18 protein-coding genes and 1 pseudogene are annotated in these 24,012 nt (G+C 41.5%); 15 read left to right on the top strand and 4 right to left on the bottom strand.

Annotation, left to right across the window (positions count from 1 at the left end):
- The first annotated feature begins 132 nt into the window (after positions 1-132).
- The 9 genes and pseudogenes from ACTHPA_RS06085 to ACTHPA_RS06045 all read left to right on the top strand — a co-directional run bounded on the left by ACTHPA_RS06085 (position 133) and on the right by ACTHPA_RS06045 (position 10,557).
- Entirely contained in the window at positions 133-2,364 is a 2,232-nt protein-coding gene (locus tag ACTHPA_RS06085; RefSeq protein ID WP_440499275.1) for a PepSY1/2 domain-containing protein, read from the top strand.
- 587 nt (positions 2,365-2,951) lie between these two features.
- Positions 2,952-4,163, top strand: coding sequence for a threonine--tRNA ligase (gene thrS, locus ACTHPA_RS06080; RefSeq protein ID WP_440499274.1), 1,212 nt, complete (start codon positions 2,952-2,954; stop codon positions 4,161-4,163).
- Positions 4,164-4,272: 109 nt separating this feature from the next.
- Positions 4,273-5,103, top strand: a pseudogene (locus ACTHPA_RS06075) (alpha/beta fold hydrolase); the annotation flags it as partial.
- A complete protein-coding gene (locus ACTHPA_RS06070; protein ID WP_440499647.1) occupies positions 5,101-5,730 on the top strand; it encodes a DUF2441 domain-containing protein in 630 nt (209 codons plus the stop codon). The pseudogene ACTHPA_RS06075 and the gene ACTHPA_RS06070, both read left to right, overlap by 3 nt.
- Positions 5,731-5,824: 94 nt before the next feature.
- Positions 5,825-6,250: an acyl-CoA thioesterase gene (locus ACTHPA_RS06065; RefSeq protein ID WP_440499646.1), complete on the top strand. Its 426-nt coding sequence runs from the start codon at positions 5,825-5,827 to the stop codon at positions 6,248-6,250.
- Positions 6,250-6,567, top strand: a complete 318-nt coding sequence (locus ACTHPA_RS06060) for a hypothetical protein (protein WP_440499273.1) — start codon at positions 6,250-6,252, stop codon at positions 6,565-6,567. Before ACTHPA_RS06065 ends, ACTHPA_RS06060 begins: the two co-directional genes overlap by 1 nt.
- Before the next feature lie 66 nt (positions 6,568-6,633).
- Positions 6,634-7,854 (top strand): ATP-grasp domain-containing protein, encoded by a 1,221-nt coding sequence (locus ACTHPA_RS06055; RefSeq protein WP_440499272.1) that lies wholly within the window; start codon positions 6,634-6,636, stop codon positions 7,852-7,854.
- A gap of 25 nt (positions 7,855-7,879) precedes the next feature.
- Positions 7,880-8,287, top strand: coding sequence for a CotY/CotZ family spore coat protein (locus tag ACTHPA_RS06050; RefSeq protein ID WP_440499271.1), 408 nt, complete (start codon positions 7,880-7,882; stop codon positions 8,285-8,287).
- Positions 8,288-8,391: 104 nt separating this feature from the next.
- Positions 8,392-10,557 carry a YheC/YheD family protein gene (locus ACTHPA_RS06045; protein ID WP_440499270.1) on the top strand — a complete coding sequence of 722 codons (2,166 nt, stop codon included), beginning with the start codon at positions 8,392-8,394 and terminating at the stop codon, positions 10,555-10,557.
- Between the two features lie 39 nt (positions 10,558-10,596).
- On the opposite strand, the gene ACTHPA_RS06040 is transcribed toward ACTHPA_RS06045, so the two are convergent.
- Complete coding sequence (locus tag ACTHPA_RS06040; RefSeq protein ID WP_440499269.1) at positions 10,597-11,814, bottom strand: ATP-grasp domain-containing protein; 1,218 nt, start codon at positions 11,812-11,814, stop codon at positions 10,597-10,599.
- Between the two features lie 175 nt (positions 11,815-11,989).
- Between ACTHPA_RS06040 and ACTHPA_RS06035 the strand changes: the two genes are divergently transcribed.
- The 4 genes from ACTHPA_RS06035 to ACTHPA_RS06020 all read left to right on the top strand — a co-directional run bounded on the left by ACTHPA_RS06035 (position 11,990) and on the right by ACTHPA_RS06020 (position 16,740).
- The gene (locus ACTHPA_RS06035; RefSeq protein ID WP_440499645.1) at positions 11,990-13,405 is read left to right on the top strand and encodes a Mur ligase family protein; all 1,416 of its coding nucleotides are present in this window, start codon (positions 11,990-11,992) and stop codon (positions 13,403-13,405) included.
- A 112-nt stretch (positions 13,406-13,517) separates the two neighbouring features.
- Positions 13,518-13,961 carry a hypothetical protein gene (locus ACTHPA_RS06030; protein ID WP_440499268.1) on the top strand — a complete coding sequence of 148 codons (444 nt, stop codon included), beginning with the start codon at positions 13,518-13,520 and terminating at the stop codon, positions 13,959-13,961.
- A 74-nt stretch (positions 13,962-14,035) separates the two neighbouring features.
- Positions 14,036-15,328, top strand: a complete 1,293-nt coding sequence (locus tag ACTHPA_RS06025) for a YheC/YheD family protein (protein WP_440499267.1) — start codon at positions 14,036-14,038, stop codon at positions 15,326-15,328.
- A gap of 29 nt (positions 15,329-15,357) precedes the next feature.
- The gene (locus tag ACTHPA_RS06020; RefSeq protein ID WP_440499266.1) at positions 15,358-16,740 is read left to right on the top strand and encodes a UDP-N-acetylmuramoyl-tripeptide--D-alanyl-D-alanine ligase; all 1,383 of its coding nucleotides are present in this window, start codon (positions 15,358-15,360) and stop codon (positions 16,738-16,740) included.
- A gap of 51 nt (positions 16,741-16,791) precedes the next feature.
- Here the strand turns inward: ACTHPA_RS06020 and ACTHPA_RS06015 are convergent, their stop codons facing one another.
- The 3 genes from ACTHPA_RS06015 to plsY form a co-directional block, all read right to left on the bottom strand.
- Positions 16,792-18,192, bottom strand: a complete 1,401-nt coding sequence (locus ACTHPA_RS06015; protein ID WP_440499265.1) for a C40 family peptidase — start codon at positions 18,190-18,192, stop codon at positions 16,792-16,794.
- A 233-nt stretch (positions 18,193-18,425) separates the two neighbouring features.
- Positions 18,426-18,719, bottom strand: a complete 294-nt coding sequence (locus ACTHPA_RS06010; RefSeq protein WP_440499264.1) for a HesB/YadR/YfhF family protein — start codon at positions 18,717-18,719, stop codon at positions 18,426-18,428.
- A gap of 35 nt (positions 18,720-18,754) precedes the next feature.
- Positions 18,755-19,357 (bottom strand): glycerol-3-phosphate 1-O-acyltransferase PlsY, encoded by a 603-nt coding sequence (gene plsY, locus ACTHPA_RS06005; protein ID WP_440499263.1) that lies wholly within the window; start codon positions 19,355-19,357, stop codon positions 18,755-18,757.
- Between the two features lie 253 nt (positions 19,358-19,610).
- Here plsY and parE point away from each other — a divergent pair, with 253 nt between their 5' ends.
- Positions 19,611-21,581 (top strand): DNA topoisomerase IV subunit B, encoded by a 1,971-nt coding sequence (gene parE, locus ACTHPA_RS06000; protein ID WP_440499262.1) that lies wholly within the window; start codon positions 19,611-19,613, stop codon positions 21,579-21,581.
- Positions 21,578-24,004, top strand: coding sequence for a DNA topoisomerase IV subunit A (parC, locus tag ACTHPA_RS05995; RefSeq protein WP_440499261.1), 2,427 nt, complete (start codon positions 21,578-21,580; stop codon positions 24,002-24,004). The genes parE and parC overlap by 4 nt, the downstream gene beginning before the upstream one ends.
- Positions 24,005-24,012 lie beyond the last annotated feature (8 nt).

Raw genomic sequence — 24,012 nt, 5'->3', positions numbered from 1 at the left:
ATATACAAAATTTTACTTTACATAATAGTATTAAAAAGTTACAATATACATAATTATTGAAAAAATATAGACTTTGTAATTTATAAGAGAGAGATATAAATTACAAAGGGAAATGAACTTAGGAGGGGTATTTTGGCGAAGTTTAAAAAAGCAGGTATAATTCTAACTTCATCTATTTTGTCTATTGGTATGTTTTCATCACTTGCGGATGCTACAACTACAGAGAATGGACAACCAGAAAAAGTACGGATTCAAGTCGCTACTACAGATGTAGTAATCTCGAAAGATGAGTTGATCAAAAAGTTTAGGGAAATATTCCCGAATCAATTTGACTTTTTGACGGCTAATGATTTTCATGTAAGCAGGGCGCATATTTTTCCGGAAGATGAAACAGTGCGACATGATTTAGTTTTTACAAAGACCATTAATGGGAAGCAGATTTACGGTAATATAGGTTTTGTTGGTGAGGAACTGCAGATTGAGAATTTTTCCTATCAACCACCTAATGTGACTGATGCTTTGTTCCCGCCTAAAGTTTCAAAAGACGAAGCAAAGAAAATAGCGGAAGATTTTATGAAAGAATTTCTAGATGGTAAAGACTATCAACTCGAAACGAACACTTTCAACTACTATCCTCAACAGATTTTAACCGAGCCGATTCGTTATTCATTTACTTTTGCGCGTACAGTAAACAAAGTCTCCATTGCTGATCAAAGAATGGAAGTATCTGTTCTAGGCAACGGTGAAATCGTTAGTTTTTATAAGATGTCCCCACAGTCTACACAGTCCACCTATGAAGACATCACAAACATAAAAGATAAAAATGAAATGGTAAAGAAAGTAACAGAAAATCTATCCGTTGATTTGAATTATCAAGTTAACTATGATTATCAAACGGGCGACCGTACTGTAGAGCTGGTCTACCGTCCAACTGCAAAATTCCAAGGCATTGAGGCGTCTACAGGGAAGTGGATGACTGCAAACGGATACACATCGGATGTTCCGGGGGATACAAAAATTGAAATGGTTACAACAGATCCTCTTCCATCAAGACAGGACGGCATTACTGTAGAAGAAGCGAAACAGATTGCGGAACAATTTCTTGCGATTGATTCTGATAAAATAAAATTAAATATCGAGTCCATTCAGGAAATAGAGAACTATAATGGATTGCCGGTTATTTCTGTGCATTATATGTATCGGTACAGAACTGGCGGAAGTGGATCAAGTTTAGAAATCAATAAAAGTACAGGCGAAATTGTCAATTTTCATAATATGAGAGATCACCTACTCTCGGAGTTTGAAGAGGATTCTAAAAAAGAAAACGCCATTTCACAACAAGAGGCACTCAGCCAAGCAGTGAAGTTTCTGAAAGAATGGGTCCCTTCAAATCTGCATAACTATGCAATGCCTGTAGGAGAACCTTATTTCGACGAACGATTAGGTTCGTATCACTTCACATTCCCAAGAATTAAAAATGGCATTATCGTCAATGGCGATCAGCTCAGTGTAGGAATAGCGGCTGACGGTTCTTTAAATAGCCTGAATGTTGATTATCAAGAAATAGAAAACTGGCCATCGAGCGATAACGTGATTTCCATGGAGGATGTAAAGTCAATTTTTGAAGAGGCACTTGACCTTGATCTTACGTATATGAAACATGCTAAAAATGTAAAGGAAAATCATTATGATCTCGTCTACGTGCCTGTATTTAACGAGGAACCATATGGTTATGTAAATGCGCATACAGGGGAATGGAATAACCTCTTTAGCGGCAAAGATTCAATTACCATTTCACATCCTTGGGCAGAAGAAGAGCTAAATTATCTTATTAAAGCCAAGGTGTTGGATGTAAAAGAAGAGAAGAGCTTTAATCCTGATGCTGCCATTTCAAAAGGGGAAGCATTGAAAGTCATTATGAGCTCACTTACTTATTTCTACCGTGGCGGTTATTACCCTGGACAGCAAAACATGAACCAGACGTTTGAAAATATAGATCCTAAACATCCGTTATATCAGGAAATTGAACGTGCGGTTGAATTGGGTATTCTTAAAGCGGATCGTCAGAACTTTGATATCGATTCGCCGATTACAAGAGAAGAACTTTCGGTATGGATGATCCGTGTACTAGGTTTAGAGCAGGCAGCAAAGGATAGCAGCATCTATAAGGTAGATTTTGAAGATGCCAATAAGTTGCAATCTCCGAACATTGGTTATGTAGCTATGGCAAACTCCATTGGCTTAGTAAAAGCGGAGCAAAACCAATTTAATCCAGATCGCGAAGTGACATATGCGGAGTTGGCGGTGTCGACGATACGACTAGCACATGCAATCGCTGAAAGCGGGAGAGGTCTGCGTTATTAAGTAATCTCTATTGACATTAATAAAAACGTCCCATATAATACAATACAATTAATTATCAATAATTAAGCGTTGAGAAGGATATGAATCTTTTTGGAAGCTTAACCAGAGACCAGGACCATGGCTGGAAGTCCTGTAGCGGAAAAGAGGGTTTACCACCTTCGAGCTATCATGGAGGACTGTTTAGCAGGAAACTATGATCGGGAGACCGTTATCATTTGAAGCGTCATGCTTTTTAAGTATGGCGAAATCAGGGTGGCACCACGACCGCATTCGTCCCTTTACAGGGGAAGAATGCGGTCTTTTTTAATTTCATACGAAGCGTTGAGAAGGACATGAATCATTTAGGAAGCTTTACCAGAGAACAGGACCTTGGCTGGAAGTTCTGTAGCGGAAAAATGATTTACCACCTTTAAGCTATCATAGGGGACTGCACTTTGCAGGAAACTATGATCGGGAGACCGTTACCAATTGAGCGCCACGTTTTTTTAAACACGGCGGAATCAGGGTGGTACCACGACCGCATTCGTCCCTTAACTAGGGAGGAATGCGGTTTTTTATTTTATATACACAACATAGGAGGAATAACAATGTCAATACAAATGGATATCGAAAAAAGGAATCATCGTAAATTAGGCCAGGAGCTTGAATTGTTCATGTCGTCAGAGGAAGCGCCAGGCATGCCGTTTTATTTGCCGAAAGGAATGATTGTACGAAATGAGTTGGAACAGTTCTGGAAACGGAAGCATCAGGAGGCGGGGTATGAGGAGATTAAGACGCCGATTATGATGAAGCAGGAGCTTTGGGAGCAATCCGGACATTGGGATCACTATCATGAAAATATGTACTTTTCCGATGTGGATGAACAGCAATATGCATTGAAACCGATGAATTGCCCTGGGGCGATGCTCATATTCAATCATAAACGGAGAAGTTACCGGGAGTTGCCGATCCGTTATGCGGAATTAGGTTTAGTCCATCGTCATGAATTATCCGGCTCATTAAATGGACTATTGCGTGTTCGTGCATTTACACAGGATGATGCGCATCTATTCGTACGGAAAGATCAAATTGAGCGGGAAGTCGATCATGTATTGGATTTGATTGACGATATTTATTCGGAATTCGGTTTCAGTTATGAAGTTGAATTATCGACTAGGCCCGAAAATTATATGGGGTCCGTCGATTTGTGGAATGAAGCGGAACAGTCATTGGAAGAGGTGTTGAAGCAAAGAGGAATGGCCTACCGCATTAATGAAGGGGACGGCGCATTTTATGGTCCGAAAATTGATTTTCACATTTTGGATTCGCTAGGACGAAGCTGGCAATGCGGCACAGTTCAACTGGATTTCCAAATGCCCGAGAAATTCAATTGCCGATACATTAATGAAGAGAATGAACTTGAGTTTCCGATCATTATCCATCGAGCTATTTTCGGTTCAGTTGAGAGATTCCTTGCCATTCTCGTTGAGCATTATGCAGGAGAATTTCCATTGTGGCTTGCACCTGAACAAGTAAGGATCATTCCGATTGCCGATAAGCATGTATCTTACGCTGAAGAAGTGAGGAAAGAGCTTGTGGTAAAGGGATACCGTGTGAAAGTGGATGATCGTGCTGAAAAAATGGGGTTGAAAATTAGAGAATCAGAGAAGCAGAAAGTTCCGTATATGATGATCGTTGGTGATCAGGAGGTTGAAAAGCAAATGGTTTCCGTCCGGAAACGGAAAGAAGGGGATATCGGGCAATTGAACGTAGAGGAAGTGTTTGATGTACTGAAAAAAACTGATGCGTTGACTTTATAAAACAAGGACTAGGCAAATGAACAGCTTAGTCCATTCTATGTTTCATTTCAAAATCGATAGAGCTATAATTAACTATAGTTAGAAAATATAGAATTATGGGGGCTTTAATATGTGGGTACAACGTTTTGTTGAAACAGTACGAGGGACTTTTGAAATTTTTGAAAAAGGGGAAGGCGAGCCATTAGCCGTCACTCATCTATACAGCGAATACGATGAACGGGGAAATGCGTTCGCGAATCCATTTACGGATCATTATCATGTCTATCTTATCAATTTGCGTGGAGCGGGTAAATCGATTGGAGCACAATCAGAAGAGCAATATAGTATGAAAGAATCCGTATTGGATTTGGAAGCGATACGGGAAGCACTCCAATTACCGAAATGGGGATTTGCGGGACATTCGACAGGAGGCATGTTAGCTCTTGTGTATGCTGTCATGAGAGAAGATTCTTTAACGAAAATCATCGCTGGCGGAGCTGCGGCAAGCGTTGAATATAGTGCGGATCCAGGCAGTATTTATTGCAGGGAAAATCCGAACTTCGAACGCATCGTTGACATAATGAATCGACTGGATACTCCGGATGTAGCATTGGAGGAAAGACGAGCTTTAGGCCGTGAATGGAATTTGATGTCTTTTCATTATGAGGAGAAAATGGAGTCGGCTTTTCAGAAGCCGAATAGTGGCAAAACAGTCGGGGATCGATTGACGTATTTCCGAAAAGTGGACTGCAAGACGTATGATGTCAGGGAAGATTTGAAGCAAATCAACTTGCCGGCTTACATATACGCAGGTAAATACGATGCCCAATGCCCGCATAAATTCGGTGTTGAAATAGCAGAGTGCCTTCCAAATGCTCAATTCACCTCGTTTTTACATAGCAATCATTATCCTTTTTTTGAGGAAGAGGAAGAATTTAATCTTTTTGTAAAAAGAACTTTGAATAGTCTAGAGAGCGTTACTGCATCGGGACAGTCAGAGGGAAAAGATGAACTATTTGCATACCATCTCGTCACGAATAAGATATTGGAACTTGGACAGATCATCAACTTTGAGTATGATCAACACAACACATTGTATCGCTTCTTTTTTGAAAAGGAACTAGTGAATTCTCAAGGAGAGGACGCTTTACAGATCTTACAAGGTCACTATACAAGTGACGGCTTACATTTGAATAAGGCAGATGCCGAAGTGGTTAGCAGATATACGGGCCAAACGATCAGAGCCATTAGAGAAGTAATAACAGAAATGGTGAGATTACAAGAGTATCCCCATTATCCTTCCAGATTATCGTGCTTATACGCTGCCAAAACATACGCTGACGCATTAAAGTGGAAAGAATTGTTCGACTCCTATAATCGAAACGTTTTACAGATTGTTAAATTGCGAGTGAAAGGAAGTTGCTTTGAAGGGGATGCCAACCTTCTGCCAAAAGAAGATGGCGTGCCTTTCGCTCGAAAAATTGCCCAAGCAAAAGAATATTGGAAGGGCAATGTGATTAGTGAACTTCCCGAGCTATTGATTAATGGGGAAATTGAGGTTGTAGAAATCATTGATGATTTTTCATAAAGATCTATTATTACTTTTATCCGTATCAAGTTACACAAACAGCAATATTCCTTCCTCTTTTGTATAATGGTCAACAGAGGTGATGAAAGTGTCAGTGTTTGTCAGCGAAAAAGAAGTGGAGATCCGTTATGCGGAGACGGACCAGATGGGCGTTGTCTATCATGCCAATTACTTAGTATGGATGGAAATTGGCCGAACGAGCCTTATTCAAGATCTAGGCTTTACATACGCCGGTCTCGAGGCCGAAGGATATCTTTCCCCTGTTATTGACTTATCCATTCAATATAAGGCGGCCATGAGATATGGGCAAAAAGCAACCGTTCGTACTTGGGTAGAGTCCCATGGGAAACTACGGACTGTATACGGCTACGAAATCCTTCATGAGGATGGGACCGTCGCGGCAACCGCCACTTCCGAACATATTTTAGTGAAAAAGGACAGTTTTAGACCGGTTTCATTGCGGAAAATCGATCCTGAATGGGATGCCAAATATATGGAAATCTGCCGGGTGACAGACTGATGGCGTTCGGTATTAATCGCGCCGAATTGAAAGCGTGGAAAGAAGCGGTCCTAGCTGGAGAAATCGCTTTTCTCACCCACTATTGGCTCGATGATCGTTTCCCGGGCTGTAAAACGGTAACGAAGGCGGGTTGTACAGATCTTGCTAAATTAATCGAATGGGGAAAAAGATACGGGTTGAAGCCTGAATGGATTGACCATCGTGAAGATTATCCTCACTTCGATCTTTTCGGCAAAACAGAGTTGCAAGCATTGCTTGATGCTGGTTTGATGGAGCAAATAAATCGATTCAACCTATTGGATGAGCATGAGGGATAGCCCTTCATGCTTATTTTATTTGCCTAAAGCATGATTGTATATTCGCATACAATTGAAAGAAGAGGATTGTCTTCATGGAAGGATGAAATAATGGGGGCAATTGTGTTTATCGGATCATCTACAACAGGTTCGAGCATGGACGCATTAGAGGCTGCTGGTCGGTTAGGGCATGCGGTGATTTTGATAACGAACCGAAAATCATTTTTACGAAGACAGCTTGAAGACGTTCAACTCATCTATATGCAAACATTGGAAGAAGATATAGTTCGGAAGCGCATTGTCGAAATCATACATTCAGGTCTCGACATTAAAGCAATCATCAGCTTTGTAGACCCATATGTTTCCACGGCTGCGAAACTTTCCAATGAATTTTGTGGTTCTGCCATTTCCTATAGGGCATTGCAGTTAATGGAGGATAAAATGACGACTCGTCTTGCATTGAAAAACAATCGCGCCTCATGCCATTTTGAAATAATCTCTACAGAAAAAACTAAACGACCTACTATGAAATATCCTTTCATTATAAAAAATCCGTTTTCTAACGGGTCAAAAGATGTTTATTTCATTGAAAATGAAAAGAGTTATGAACTAGCTGTAAAGAGACTAACAAATCGATTACCAGGCAGGCAGCTTCTTGCTGAAGAATTCATAGAAGGACCTCAATATATTATCGAAGTCGTCGTCGTAAAAGCTACTCCGATTATCGTTGCCATTATTCAGCAGGAGATCAGTCATAATTACTCATTTATTGTCACTGCGTACGATGTTGTTACGACGATGGATGAAGCGGATTATAGATGTTTATGGAGGACGGTCAATAGCATTGTTCAAGAAGTAGGCCTTCATCATGGGGCATGCCATTTTGAGATGCGTCTTTCTCAAGATGGTTGGAAACTGATAGAACTGAATCCCCGAATTTCAGGCGGTGCGATGAATCGCATGATTGAAGAAGCTTTTCGTATAAATCTCGTTCAAGAAACGATCCAACTTTATGTTGGGGAAGAGCCGAATTTAATAAGAAGGAAACAGATGTCTGTCCACACCACTTATATAACGGTCAACAGTACAGGATATTTATTAGCGATTGATGGAGTCGAACATGCCGCTCTATGCACGGGAATTGTAGATGTCCAAGTGAAACCGTCGATTGGTTCAAGCTTAATGCCGCCATTGTCAATGGGAAATCGATATGGTTATGTGATGGCGGTTGGCGAGTCTTCAGAAGTGGCAAAGGAACGAGCAGAACACGCGGTCAAGTTAATCAAATTCTATTTGGAACCTTTTTAAAGGATGGAAAAAAGGAGGGGTTCAGTTGAAACGGTGCAACTTATGCGAAGAGATGAAAGATTTATGGAAAGAGCAACAATCACTTGCGGAATTCGGCAAAGGATTTCGTTTCATTTATATGTCTGAATCGAAAGACACAATCCCCTTCATGCTGCACACGAAGCAATCCACCCCTTTCACCGCAATGACGAACGGATACAACACGCCCTATTTTAGATTGGAAAAAATTATTGTAGAAACTTGCATTGCGCAATTATCGTTACTCCAACCAGTCGATTTGAAAGGTCACCCTCCTCTTACTGAAGAGCATCTCTATGCGTTTAAAAAAACTTCCGATTTCATCTTCGTAAAACTTTGCAGCTTCAGAGAAATCATCCCGCTATCTCACGAACTTGTAGATCGTCCATTGCCGATTATCGAGTCGAAATCCTAGTATAGGAAAACAAAATCTATCACATGTAAGCTCTTGTCCTTATCACTTCATATGCGCATGAATGTACTAGAGAGAACCGTCAATACGAGTAAAGGGGGATTTTAATGACGATTATAGGCATGCTGCATCATCGGAAGGATCCGGAAACGGTCATGAAAGCATATGCATTTGCATCGGTAGCGCAAGCGGAAGGAGCGACATTTTACTATTTCTCGCCCGGGGAAGTGAACTTTTTGAATCGTACAATCAAGGGACAAGTGTACGAAAAAGGTGAATGGAAATCGAAAGTCATGCCATTTCCTAATGTCATTTACAATGCGGGGAGTCCAGAGAAATTATCGAAGTCGAAAGAGATAATCGATAAATTGAGAAAAGAAATACCTTTTACAACATATTCTATCGGCAATAAATGGAGTGTCAGCCGCCGATTGAAAGAAGCAAAAGATTTTGCTAGCTATTTAATACCTACTGAAGTCGTGAAGAATGCTGATCATTTTTTCAAATTTATAACCGCCTTTGAAAAAGTAGTATTCAAACCGATCGATGGACGGAAAGGAAAAGGGATTTTTTTTATTGTGCAAGAAGGAGGACGTTTCACTGTCAAAGGAGAAGGTACGAACAGGACGTACGGAAAATCACAATTAAATGGATTCATCAAACAGAAATTATCGAAAGAGACATTCATCGTCCAACCGTACATTCAATCGGTGACGAAGACAGGGCAAGTTTTTGACTTCAGACTACATGTTCAAAAAGATGGCAATGGCGAATGGGTCATTACAACAATTTATCCACGGATCGCACCTCAAGGTTCCATTATTGCGAACATCAATAGTGGCGGCTACACGAACTATTTAGATCCTTTTTTGGAGCATGAATTCAAAGACGAGGCATTCAACATTCGAAAGAAACTGGAGTTCTTTTCATTATCGTTAGCAAAGCACTTGGATGAATTGCAAATGGAGAAATTCGGTGAAATGATCGATGAAATAGGAGTCGACGTCGGTATGGATGAACAACGGAAGCTATGGATCTATGAAGTGAACTGGCGTCCGGGCTGTCCACCGGCATTTTATTTGGAGTTGGACGTTGTCAAAAACACAATTAAGTATGCTATGTATTTGGCTAAAAACCAAAAAGCGATCCAGCTGAAAATCAAGGAAGCAAAGCAGAAAAAAGCTGCCAAAGCTATAGAAACGCCAATCATCGCCATTACCGGAAGCGCGGGAAAAACAACGACGAAAGCATTCCTATCATCCATCCTATCAAAGAAATGGAATGTCTTCGAATCGAAAGATTATTGGAATACGACGGAACATACGAAAAAGCATGCTGCAGAGATCAATTCCTCCCATCAGGCAGTTGTCTTAGAATACGGCATGGCCTATCCGGGTGTTATTACCGAGCATTGCCGGATCATCCAGCCCAATATGTCGATAGTGACGAATGTTGGATTGGCGCATGTCGGAAACTTCAACGGAGATCCAAGGGGAGTTGCAAAAGCAAAGTCCGAATTAATTCATGGAATGGATCAATATGGAGTGCTCTGCCTCAATCGTGACAACGACAATTCACGATTTTTGGAAACCCAGAATTTCAAAGGAAAGACTATTACGATCGGTATTCAAAGGCAAGCGGATTATCGTGCATATGATGTCCAATACACGGACCAAGGCATGAGCTTTAAATTGAAGCTTCGCAATGAGGAAGTAGAGTTGTTCATCCCAATTTTCGGTGAACATCATGTGTATAACGCATTATCAGCAATTGCGATAGCGGACCAATTAGGATTTTCACCAATGGAAATTAAAACAGGTCTCATTTTCAAAAAACCGCCACGCCGATTAACAATCTATAATTGCAAAGATAATATTACCATGATTGACGACACCGTCCACTCCCATCCAGAAGGGGTCCGAGCAGCAATCGACGTACTTGTCAATCTTGCGAAACATAGAAAGATCGCCATCATTGGCCAAATGAGGGAACTTGGTGATATACGGGAAAAGGAATATCGGAAACTCGGAGAATATATTAAGCAGCAGGGGATTGATGTGTTAATCACTTACGGTTTCCGTACGGAGGAAATCGGTGCCCAAGCTTTAAAAAGAGGAATGGCTGCAGATAAGATTTTTCATTTCACGGATCGCGAGAAGCTGCATGCCTTGCTGTCAAAACTGATTGAAAAAGATGATACTATCCTTATTAAAGGAGCCAGTAAAACAAATATGTTTGAAACCGTGAAATTCATCGATCAAAACTATAGTTGAACGAAAGAAAGGACTCCGTTTTTGCAGGAGTCCTTTCTTCTATTGTTGTAAGTGAAATTTTATTTGTTCAGCAGCCTTTTTCGCCAATGCTTTTGCAGTTTCCATCGTTCCACCCTTAGCAATTACGTATGCGTATCGGTGACCCATTGACAGTGGCGGCATGAGTTGTGTCCCTTTTTTCGGCTTCACATAAACTTCCACGACACCAGGGGAATTTCTTGCCCTTTTTTTACCAGTCACTTTTTCCAAAATCCCTTTTTGATCGATAATGACATACTGAGTGAATACAAAATATCGATGCTTTTGGATTAATGAAGGTTTTTCTCCTAAATATAATTTTAACGTTTCTTCGACTAAGTCGAAACCGAAAGCAGCTTTCAACATATTGTTCATTGCCCCGCCTGAAATCCTTGGATTGATTTCTATAAGACGCCATCCATTTTCCGTCAATCGCATTTCAACATGCATCGCTCCATTTCGGATGTCAAATTGCTCGACGATGGATTCAAGCACTTTCATAATGCTATCGTTTAATGGCTTCGGCACAATCGCAAATACGCCATACCCAGTTACGATAAAACGCTTGCCATACGTGATTTCCTGTTGAATGACACCTGCAATATGAATTTTCTTTTCATGGACAATTGCTTCTACTAGATATTGATCTCCCTCGACGAATTCCTCTATAATAATCGATTCCAATGGATCCTTTTCTTTCAATTTTCGAATGTGACGCTTCAGCTGCTCCAAGTCGGCAGCTTGTAAAACATCTTTTGACCCCGTTGATGAAGCTGATTTCACTATTAAGGGGAAATCAGGCAAGGTTTCTAATAATGCTGGATCCAACGTCGCGTTAGGGGTTATTGTTATATGTTTAGGTGAATAGGGCAGCCCGCTTAATGAAGCCCTTGTCCCTGCTTTGTTTTCCATAATGTCTACCGCTTTTGAAGATGTACCGTTCGGACAGAACTCCTCACATAGTTTCAAAGCACGACCAACATTCGAATCGACAAAACTGGCGATCGTCATAATCTCATTTCCTTTAGTTTTTAAAGAACGGATCTCTTTTTGCATCGCAGCCAGATTAGTCGTGTCGACGAATATCATTTCATGGACGTCTACATATTCATTTCGTTGCTTAATTTGCTTTTCATTATTTGTAAATAGCACTGTATAATAGCCGAGACGTTCGGCAGCCCTGATTGCTTCTCTACTCGAACCCGATTTATTTGTACCAATAAAGATGATCGTTTTCAACAAGTCCACTCCTTCATATAAGACAACTCTATATAGGTTATGACCGAATAGTTTATGTACATGGTTATACATCTATAGGTCAGTAACTATCGTCGATTTCTTATACGCAGGTTTTTCGTACAGGCTCTTCAATAGGAGGGGCATACAATAGAAAAGGGGGAAGGGAGTGAACTACATGAAACCTCTCACGACAGGATATATCCGCAAAATCATAAGTGGTAAATTGATGCACGGAAGAGATGATCTGCTTATACAACACGGAGCTTACCGATTAAAACAAGTAAGGCATACCCATACGATATTATTTTTGAGTAGAAAAATTGTCAGATGGGAAAGGCTGCAGCCTTTTTATCCGATAGCAATCGTGACAGACCGGGATTTGGAAGTAAGCGGAAGAACCGAGGATGTAACAGTCATTAAAGTTGAAAATCTAGAAGAATCTTATTGGAAGTTCATCAACAACTACCGAGCCTCTATCAATATACCTGTCATCGCCGTAACAGGGACTTCCGGGAAAACGACGACAAAGGAAATGATTCGGCATCTATTATCTTTTAGTCGTAAAGTCGCTCATACAAACAGTACAAATAATTCACGCACCGCACATTTGTCCTATTTGCTCGGAATGGATGACACGACAGAAGCAGCTGTGTTTGAAACGGCGGTCGGCGCACCGGGGGATATTACAAATGCAGCAGCCTATTTGAAACCGACAATCGGGATTATCACAAACATCGGCGAACATCACCTTAATTACTGTAAAACCTTAGAAGGCTATATCGCTGCAAAAGGAGAAATGTGCAACGCCCTACAACCAGATGGAACTCTCATTATTAATGCGGATGATCGAAATACGAAGAAATTAGATTTGAAAAGCTTCAATGGAAAGATTATAACAATCGGCATCCATTCTAAATGCGATTTCAAAGCAAGTGATGTATGCTTTTCATCCGAAGGCATGTATATGACGCTCGAACATCTGCAAAAGAAATACAGAATGCTCGTGCCAGGTCTCGGTGAACACCAGATTTACAATGCACTGGCGGCCATTGCATCAGCCCACCAAATAGGCATGGGGCTTGCCGAAATCGCGGTCCGGATGAGGACTTTTCAGACGCTCAATAAACAATTGCAGCTAGTGGATGGGATTAATGGTGCAACGATCATCGATGATACATGGAGCATTACTACGACTTCATTGCAGGCGGCATTAAATGTGTTGCAGGCAGTAGAACCCTCTAAAAAGAAAATTGCTGTCATTGGAACAATAACCGACCTTGGTTCTTGGGGATATGCGATTCATGAAAGAGCAGGCGAAATTATCGCAGAAAGCAAAATCGATATGCTTCTTACTATTGGTAAGCATGCAAAAATAATGGCAGATACCGTCTCTAAAAAGGGAGTCGCAATGGAAGTCCATTCATTCAATAATCATATTCTCGCATTTGAATTATTAAAAAAAGCGGCAACAGAGGATTCACTTGTGCTCGTTAAGGGTGATATGTTCAGTGAAGCAATTAAAAAACTCTCTACCCTATTAAGAAAAAAGAATATGCGGGCGGATAGGAAAATTGATAGGCCATCTACTTGAATCGATCTATTCGAAAATATTTTAACTACCCGATTTGGGACAAACACCAAGCCGTCTCCTTTCATTTATCAATATAGTAGAAGTAGTTCAAATAGAAAGGAGGGATAGCATTATGGGTATGGAATGTCCTTGTGGTGTAATAGTCAACGCGGTCTCGAGAAGGAATAATGTTCGTTTCAATGGACAAATGGGCACTGTAAAAGGGAATTTGACGTACATGGCGAACGTATGTGCAACGAGACTTGAATCGTCAACATTGTCCTTAGAGTTCGTTGACACTGAAACGATGGGAGGTGTGAACAGCTTCACGTTTAAGGCTAATTCAATCACTTCCGTAGATTGTGACAGAGAAGGTCAAAACTGTGAAGTGACCGTCACCGGAACGGGACTTATTAACGGTGTACAGTTTCCATTCACAGCTGAATTCAGAGACCAAGTCGCCTCGGCGAACGTAGACATCGTACAAAGTTTCGTCATAACTGGTTTCTTCAATCAAAATGGTGCAGCTCCGGTTGCACAAGGTTCAATAATGGCACTCGGCTGCAATGATGATTGATTGATAATCCTTGGACTCCCGATCTCGGTCGGGGGTTCCAGCTCTTTCAGATAAACGTAAAAGGAGGGTAGTCTGTGAAGGGGATTCGGGGTCGTTATGGTCAACAAGAAGTGTTGGAATCAGAATCTAATTTATCAATGCATCTGTTGGAAACAAAGCTATTTTCTGAAGAGGTGTTCTACAGTTTTCTCGCCACTCACAATTACTTCATTATCAAACCGATAATAGGGGCGCAAGAAGTCCTCATTTCAGTAACTGATGCGATTGAATTGAAAACAGGAGATCAAGTTTTACGTTTTAGTAACAAAGAGGAAATATACGATTATTTACGCGAACAAGTTTGCATAAAAAAATTTTACATTATTCAAGCTATCCCAATGAATCCTTCCACTCTCTGCCTATGCCGTTTCACCCTTCACAGAAAATCCCCTGAAGCCGTCTGGAAAATCGTCCATAGTACTTCTGTAAATGATAACTGCGTTCAAGATTCACTGTTTTTCAAATGGAAGTTAAATAATTTCTTGCTAAATACAGCAAAACGTTTAGGCGCAGCTTATTCAAGCTGCCAAACAATCGTTGTAGAAATTGCTAAATATGGAGCCGAAAAGTTTTGGCTTACTGATGCAGTTTTACATGAACGCAATAGTAAATGGAGTCAATACCATTCACTTCATCAAAAAAAGTCTTTACGACCATTCTTGCCAGCTACTGAACTATGCACAAAACAGACATTGCTTTTCTATTTGAACACCTACCCAGAGGTGATCATCAAGCCATGTGTAGGGCAACAAGGGAGAGGAATCGTAAAATTATCGATAACAGAAGATATGACTTTCGAGGTGCATGAGAAGCAAAACAAAACATTCAAAGATGATTTTGATCAACTTTACAAATATATATATGAACTATATCTATCAAAAAAAGATTATATTGTTCAACAGCGCATTTCGCTTACAGAAATCAATGGAAATCCATTTGATGTGCGGGTCATCACTCAATTCGATGAAGGCAAATGGATTGTTTCAGGGACGGTTGTGAAAGTGGCGGCGAAAGATTATTTTGTCTCAAACCGGGCAAGTAAATTGCTAACATTAGAAAATGCATTATCCAAAGTGGAAAGTGATATTTCAGTTGAACGATGTGCTAAATGGATTGAAACAGTTTGCAAAAGGGCGTCTAAAAGCCTTTGTAAAAATAATCGAGGACTTTCGATTATCGGATTTGACATTGGAATCGATAGCAAAGGGGCGGTATGGGTGATTGAAGGGAATTATGCTCCTTCTCTATCTATGCTTTACATGTTTGGCAACAATGAAATCCATGAAAAGGTTTCTTACTATATAAGGAAACATAAAAAGAGTGACTGATCGAAATTCAATGGAAGGGAGGAAATGCAATGAAGCCGATAGCTGTCAACGACATCAGGAAAGTACTCGGAGGAAAAATCATTACCGGACCTGTAAATTGGAAAGTGGAAGATGCCATCTATTATAAGCGCCATGATCATACGAAACGAAATTCCCTTCTTTTTGCAAGCAAGGGGGATGAGATTAACTGGGTAGCGATCGATAAAAAAGGCCCTTCCCTTGTCATCACGGATAAGTCCTCAATTGAATTGAAAGACGTGTTGCCAAATACGACAGTCATGCAAGTGACAAGCCTTGTGCAAAGCTATTGGAAGTTCATCGATTACTATCGGAATCTGTTTCACATACCGGTTGTAACGATAACGGGAACTTGTGGGAAAACGACAACAAAAGATATGATCAAACATATGCTCTCTGGCATGTGGAATGTCCATGCATCACTCAGCAGTAAAAACGAACCTAGACGTTCATTTCCATACTTGATGGGAATTGACGAACATACGAAAGCGGCTGTTTTCGAACATGGCCTCGGCAATTCAGGAAATATAAAACACCAATGCATGATTTATCAACCGACAATAGGAATCATTATGAACATCGGTGTACATCATTTGGACGGGTGTGGAAATCTTGAAGGGTATATAAAGGCCAAAGGAGAAATCATCGAAGGCATTAAGGATGGCGGCACACTCATATTAAATGCAGATGACCAGAACAGTAAAAAGTTGAAGATATATGGGTTCCGGGGAAAAATAATTTACTTTGGCCCTGATGAAAAAGCTGATTTCAGGGCTTCCCGAATCGCATATGGGGATGGCGGGATGGACTTCATTCTCCATACGAATGACAAAGAATATAACGCTTTTGTTCCAGGCTACGGTGAGCACCAAGTAAGCAATGCACTTGCGGCGTTCGCTGCGGTTCACGAAATGGGAGTGGATTTAAAAATTGCGATTCAACGGCTGAGAACATATCAAAACATGGGCAGGCATTTGGAATTCTCGAAAGGGAAGAACGGCTGCACTGTCATTGATGATACGTGGACGAATAATCCAACATCAGTGGAAGCTGCACTCAGGGTGATTGATTCGATCGGGAAAGGGAAGAAGGTCATCCTAATATTAGGTGATATCAATAGGCTCGGGAATTTCGAAAAGAAATATCATCGAGAGATCGGAAGCTTAGTTGCCGAACGGAACATCCATACACTCATTACAATCGGTAAGAAGGCAGAGGAAATAGCGAGGCAAGCGATGCGGGACGGTAGTACAGCAAACATAAGGATTTTCGATAAGGTAGAGAAAATCGGAAATCGATTGGATCATTTATTCGATGACGAATCTCTTGTGCTGATCAAAGGGCCAATGTCTAGCCGTGGCATGATTGAATTTGCAAAGTCATTGAAGCGATAAATGAAAAAGAAGCATCTAACGACATAGCGTTATGATGCTTCTTTTCTAATATTAATTTAAAACTCGGCGCGCTTTCACAAAGTTCTGCGTTGCCCATGTGGAAGATAGGCTCTGTTGTACTACTTTGCCAGAAGTGGAAAGGCTTAAAAATTGATTGCCACCAATATAAATGCCTGTCTGGTTTATTTTTGTTCTTTTATTATCTAACGAGAAAAAGAGAAGATCTCCTTTTTGAAGATTAGATTTTGAAACAGCTGTTCCAGCTTGTGCTTGCTGACTTGCCAACTTGCTTTTTAAATCGATTCCTTGCTTAGTATATACATAATACGTAAAGCCGGCACCTGTAAATGTCAAAGTGTTTTCATTGTATCCATAACCGAATTTCGCTTTAGTCTTTAGGCTGTTTGCGAAATTGACGACTTTATCGGCAGCTGATGTTGAAGTCGTGCTTGACGGTTTAGACACAGTTGGCATAGTCGTTGTATTTGACGGTTTGGAAACAGACGGAGTAGAAGCCGTATTGTCCGTGAAGACCCTTTTTGCCGTAATGTATCGATCATTATAGTAGTCTACAAATTCAACCCGGCTAATGACTTTGCCAGTAGTAGGAATGATCAAACGATGATCACCAGCATAAATAGCAACTATCGATGGGATAGTCGAGCCTTTCGAGCTGCCGAAGTAGACAAGATCACCCTTCTTCAAGTTGGAACGGGAAACTGTCGCCCCCTTGGCTTTTAGATCTTTCAAGTTGGACGCATTCAATGTGACACCATTGTTTTTATAGATATAGTTGACGAATCCTGTGCTCGTAAATTTCTTTGTACTTTCATTATTGACAGACCCAATGACCGCTTCATCTTTCATGTCATAAGCGAGTTCAACGATTTTGTCGCCCTTCGTTGCCGGGTTGGCCGACATGAGAGTAGGAAGCACACGTCGTGCACCAATATAGCTCTCTGTATAGTATGGTTTGTCACTTAGGTCAGAAATGATAATATGCTGTTTTGGATCCGCCATATGGATCACTTTATTATCACCGATATACATGGCGACGTGATCTGGAATCTTCGATGCTTTACTACTGAAGAAGAGTAGATCCCCTTTTTGCCATTGTCCTTTTGCAACCGAAGTGCCTTGCTGCATCATGAAGTCTTCATTGTATGTAGCTAGGTCCACGCCATTTTTCTCGAAAATGTACATAAGGAAAGTCGCGCATGAAAACTTATACGGATATGTAGGCTTGTACACCTCCGTGCTGTAAGTAGATTTACCGATCAAGCTTTTAGCTGTCTGAATTAATTGGTCCGCCTTCGCAGCAACTGCTTGCTGGGATGCCTGAGATGTAACCGTAGCTGCAGAGACTACTTCCGGTTGACTGAATGATGGAACTGCCACAGAACTGACAGTGACACATGTGAGTAATGCTGCTGAAAAAAGTTTATGTTTCATAATTTACCTCCGAATAATAGTAATGCCTTACCTGAGATTGATAGTATCACGGAATAAAGAGGGGATATGGAGGGAATATTTGCCTCTTCGAATGTTACAATGCTGGACTACAAGCCAGCATTATATTTATTGGACTTTTTTACAAATAGATTACAGCGTTATAAAGGAAAATAACGGAACAACAATAGCACAAAGCTTAAGGTTAGACGTAAAAAAAGCGGATGGCTGAGCCATCACGCTTTTTCATACGTATAAACAAGTTCATTCAATTTCTGGTTTACAGTTACGTGCAAGTCATGTTCATCGAAAAACCAGTAATCCCTATTTTCAATATAAAAATGAACACCTGCTATTTCTGTCTCGACCGCTACTTCGTCCGGCGACTCTTTCATAATGCCGAGCGAGAAACCATCATGCAGCGGACTAGACCCGCCGTATCTGGCGAAAAACTTAATATAATCACCAGCTTCGGCTTCCATCTCTTCTGTAAACCATTTTAGTGCATCATCCGATAAAACGATTTTCATATTTATCACGCCTTTCGGTTGTTGCTTCCATTGTATTACAACCACTTCACTTTTGGCTCGGTTCCAGCTTTGATCCTAGCAATATTCGCCCTATGCCGATAGAAAATGAAGACACCCATCAGCCCGACGATGATCATTAGATAAATATCTCCTGTCCATACATAGTAGGCAATGCAGTAAATGAATCCAACAACTGCCACGATCATAGACGATAGGGATACCATCTTCGTGAGTTTTAAAGCAAGGAGAAATGTCAGCAGGACGATAATAAAAATTGGCCAATTATATCCGAGCAACACACCACCCGAAGTGGCAACCGCTTTACCGCCTTTGAACTTCGCAAAGATAGGGAACATATGGCCAATCACTGCGCATACACCAAGTAGAAGTGGATGGATTTCTGCCGAACTGAAGTATGGCAAGAGGGGAAGTAGCACGGCAGCAGTTCCTTTTAAAATATCGAGCACAGTAACGATCAGACCTGCTGTTTTTCCTAACACCCTGAAAGTGTTCGTGGCACCGAGATTTCCGCTTCCATGCTGCCGTACATCGGTTCCATAAAACAGTTTACCGACCCATAATGCAGATGGGATTGATCCGAGTAAATAAGCGATTAATATAAGAATGATAATTTCCATGGCGCTCCCCTTTATTATAATGAGTATATATGTGATTTTAGTTTAGCAGAACAGATGAATACCGACAATGGAATGTGTCAAGTAATGTAATAAGCATATTGTCTAGATTTTCCTCATCTCATTGCATTCAGGAGGTTTCTTCTATACAATTAATTGAGCGAGCTTCCTGAAACGTTGATTTGACAAGCTTTACAGGAAGCGATACGATAGTATATAAAGAAAAAGAGAACATTCGTTTGATGGGGGTTGCGATTTGACGAAGAAAGAAGAAATTTACACATATGATGATGATTCGATTCAAGTGCTGGAAGGCCTTGATGCTGTAAGGAAACGCCCGGGAATGTATATCGGTTCTACGGATTCCAGGGGGCTTCATCATCTTGTCTATGAAATCGTCGATAACGCAGTTGACGAAGCGCTTGCTGGATTCGGTTCTGAAATTGACGTTACGATACACAAAGACGGCAGCATCGGTGTACGAGATTATGGACGCGGAATGCCGACCGGAATGCATAAGACGGGAAAACCGACAGTTGAAGTCATTTTGACCGTTCTTCACGCTGGCGGAAAGTTTGGGCAGGGAGGATACAAGACGAGTGGCGGCCTGCATGGTGTTGGTGCATCAGTCGTCAATGCCCTTTCCGAGTGGCTGGAAGTGACGATTTTTCGTGATGGCAAGAAATTTAGACAACGGTTCGAAAATGGCGGAAAACCGGTTACTACATTAGAAGAAATCGGAACGACAAGAGAAAAAGGGACATTGATCCATTTCAAGCCAGATCCAGCGATTTTCTCAACGATCAAATATCAATATGAGTTGTTGTCCGAGCGTTTGCGGGAATCTGCATTCCTATTGAAAGGTTTGAAAATCGACCTAAAAGAAGAAGGCACTGAAAAGCATGATGTTTTTCATTACGAAACCGGCATCGAAGCATTCATCTCCTATTTGAATGAAGAGAAAGATACTCTGCATGATGTTGCGTATCTCGAAGGGACAGCCGAAGGTATTGAAGTAGAATTTGCATTTCAATTCAGCGATGGCTATTCTGAGACAATCCTTTCATTTGTCAATAATGTGCGAACAAAAGATGGCGGAACACATGAAACCGGCGCAAAGACCGCAATGACACGCGTATTCAATGAATACGCGAGGAAAACCGGCATATTGAAGGAAAAAGATAAAAATCTCGATGGTTCAGATATCCGGGAAGGTATATCTGCGATTATTTCTGTCCGAATTCCTGAAGAGATCCTTCAATTCGAAGGACAGACGAAGGGGAAATTGGGGACGAGTGAAGCAAGGACAGCAGCGGATGCAATTATCTCCCAACAGCTGCTCTATTTCTTAGAAGAGAATGCCGAGCTAAGCGGAAATCTGATCCGAAAAGCGATTCGTGCCCAGCAGGCTAGGGAAGCAGCGCGCAAGGCTCGTGAAGATGCGCGTTCCGGAAAGAAACGCCGCAGGTCGGAAACACTTCTTACTGGGAAACTGACGCCTGCACAATCGAGGAACGCTTCAAAAAATGAGCTTTATCTTGTCGAAGGGGATTCTGCCGGTGGTTCAGCTAAACAGGGCCGAGACAGAACGTTCCAAGCGATTTTGCCTTTGCGTGGTAAGGTAATTAATACCGAAAAAGCTAAATTAGAAGATATTATGAAGAACGAAGAGATCAATACGATCATCCATGCGATTGGAGGAGGGGTCGGCGCAGATTTTCAGATCGATGATATCGCTTACGATAAAGTGATCATCATGACCGACGCCGATACCGACGGAGCGCATATCCAAGTACTACTTCTTACGTTCTTCTATCGTTATATGAAGCCGCTAATCGAAGCAGGGAAAGTGTTCATCGCACTTCCTCCGCTTTATAAAGTCTCAAAAGGGACAGGCAAGAAGGAACAAGTCGAGTATGCATGGACCGAAGCCGATCTTGACGATGCTATTAAAAAAATCGGCCGCGGTTATATGCTTCAGCGTTATAAAGGTCTCGGTGAAATGAATGCCGATCAATTATGGGATACGACGATGAATCCTGAAACCCGTACACTCATCCGCGTCACTATAGAGGATGGAGCACAATCGGAAAGACGTGTCACCACACTCATGGGAGACAAGGTTGAGCCTCGTAGAAAATGGATTGAAACGAACGTCGATTTCGGCACCGAGGACCATAATATTTTGGAAAATGAATTTTTACATGTTGAGGGGGATTTTGAATGACTTCAACTGAGCGATACCAGGACTTGCCTTTGGAAGAAGTAATAGGCGACCGTTTTGGACGTTATAGTAAATACATCATTCAGGACAGGGCACTTCCGGACGCTAGGGACGGATTGAAGCCAGTTCAAAGAAGGATTCTTTACGCGATGTTCCATGAAGGGAACACTCACGATAAAGCATTTAGAAAAGCTGCGAAAACAGTCGGGAATGTCATCGGCAACTACCACCCGCATGGTGATACTTCTGTATACGATGCGATGGTGCGGATGAGTCAGGAATGGAAGCTTCGTCATCTGATGATTGAAATGCACGGGAACAACGGTTCGGTGGATGGAGATCCAGCAGCTGCCATGCGTTATACGGAAGCAAGGCTTTCTGCGATTGCAGCGGAAATGCTGCGTGATATCGGTAAAAATACGGTGGAGTTCATTCCAAACTTCGATGATACAGAGCCTGAACCGACCGTATTGCCTTCCCGTTTCCCGAACTTGCTTGTCAACGGGTCAACAGGAATTTCTGCGGGATATGCGACTGATATTCCGCCGCATGCCTTACATGAGGTCATTGATGCGGTACTCATGCGAATGGATAATTCGGATGTATCTGTTGAGGAATTGATGACGGTCTTAAAAGGACCCGATTTTCCTACTGGCGCAATTATCCAAGGGACGGATGGGATCAAAACGGCCTATGAAACAGGAAGAGGCCGATTTGTCATCCGTGCTAAATCGGAAATCGAATCGTTAAAAGCAGGTAAATCACAAATCGTCATTACCGAAATTCCTTACGATGTTAACAAAGCGAATTTAGTAAAGAAAATGGATGAACTCCGTTTAGACCGAAAGCTCGATGGTATTGCAGACGTTCGTGACGAATCCGATCGTACAGGGCTTCGGATTGTCGTAGAACTGAAGAAGGATATGGATGGCAATGCCATTTTGCAATATTTATTAAAAAACACCGATCTTCAGGTGACATATAATTTCAATATGGTAGCGATTTCAAATAGAAGGCCGACTCTTATGTCGCTGCCAATGCTATTGGATGCTTACATCGACCACCAAAAGGATGTCGTTACGAGAAGATCCGAGTATGATATTCAAAAAGCGAAAGACCGGTTGCATATTGTAGAAGGTCTCATGAAAGCTCTATCTATCCTGGATGAAGTGATTAAGACGATTAGAGCATCGAAAGACAAACGCGATGCAAAAAATAATATTATATCGAAATTCGGATTTACAGAAGTGCAAGCGGAAGCGATTGTATCCCTTCAGTTGTACAGATTAACAAATACGGATATTACTGAACTGAAAAAAGAGGATGCAGAGCTTAGGAAGTTGATTGAACAGCTTGACGCCATTCTGAAAAGTGATAAAAAACTTTCTTCGGTCATTAAAAAGGAACTACTTGAAATACGCAAACAGTTCTCCGAACAAAGAAGATCTGTCATTGAAGAGAAGATAGAAAACATTAAAGTGGACCTTGATATCCTCGTACCGAGCGAAGAAGTCGTCGTATCGGTTACAAAAGATGGCTATGTGAAACGCACGAGCATCCGTTCGTATAGCGCGTCAAACGGCACTGGACAAGAGATGAAAGAGTCCGATTACAGTCTGCTAGAAACCGTCATGAATACGCAGCATCACCTTCTATTGTTCACATCGCATGGCAATTACTTGTATCAGCCCGTGCATGAACTCCCTGATATCCGATGGCGTGATCTTGGTCAGCATATATCAAGCATCATCTCATTGGAATCGAATGAGGAAATTATCTCAGCAATCGGTATCGAAAACTTCGATGACGAAACACTCGTTCTCACTGCTGCAGATAATGGAAACGTAAAAGTATCAAAGCTGTCGGACTTCCAAGTGCAACGTTATTCTCGGACGTTTAAGGCGATGAACATGAAAAAAGAAGATCGCCTTGTCGATGTACAGCTCGTATCAGGTGATGAAGATATCATCCTATTCAGCGAGCAGGCATATGGATTACGTTTCTCACTTACGGAATTGTCGGTTACAGGTGTACGGACAGCGGGTGTAAAAGGCATTAATTTAAAAACGAATGATAAGCTTGCATCCATGCTTGTAGTGCGCGACGAAGCAGAATCCATCTTGATAGCCACACAACGCGGCTCAGTCAAGCGGATGGCATTGAAGGAACTTGAGGCAGCAGCAAGGGCACAGCGTGGGGTAGTTGTATTGAAAGAGTTAAAAACGAATCCGCATCGGATTGTCGGCAGTCAATTAGTGAAACCAAGCGATACTACAATCTTATTGACAACTAAAGATGCTAAAATCGCAGTCGAGGCAGGATCGTTGAGGCTCGTCGATCGCTATTCGAATGGCAGTTCACTTGTGGATGAAAGCAAACACGGAAAAGTCATCACAGTCTATAAAGAGGCTGAAACGAAGGAATAACGGAATGC

Source organism: Sporosarcina sp. SAFN-015 (genome assembly GCF_051966875.1).
Lineage (GTDB): Bacteria > Bacillota > Bacilli > Bacillales_A > Planococcaceae > Sporosarcina.
The sequence above is the reverse complement of the archived record's forward strand: the minus strand, read 5'-3'. Positions and strand labels throughout refer to the sequence as shown.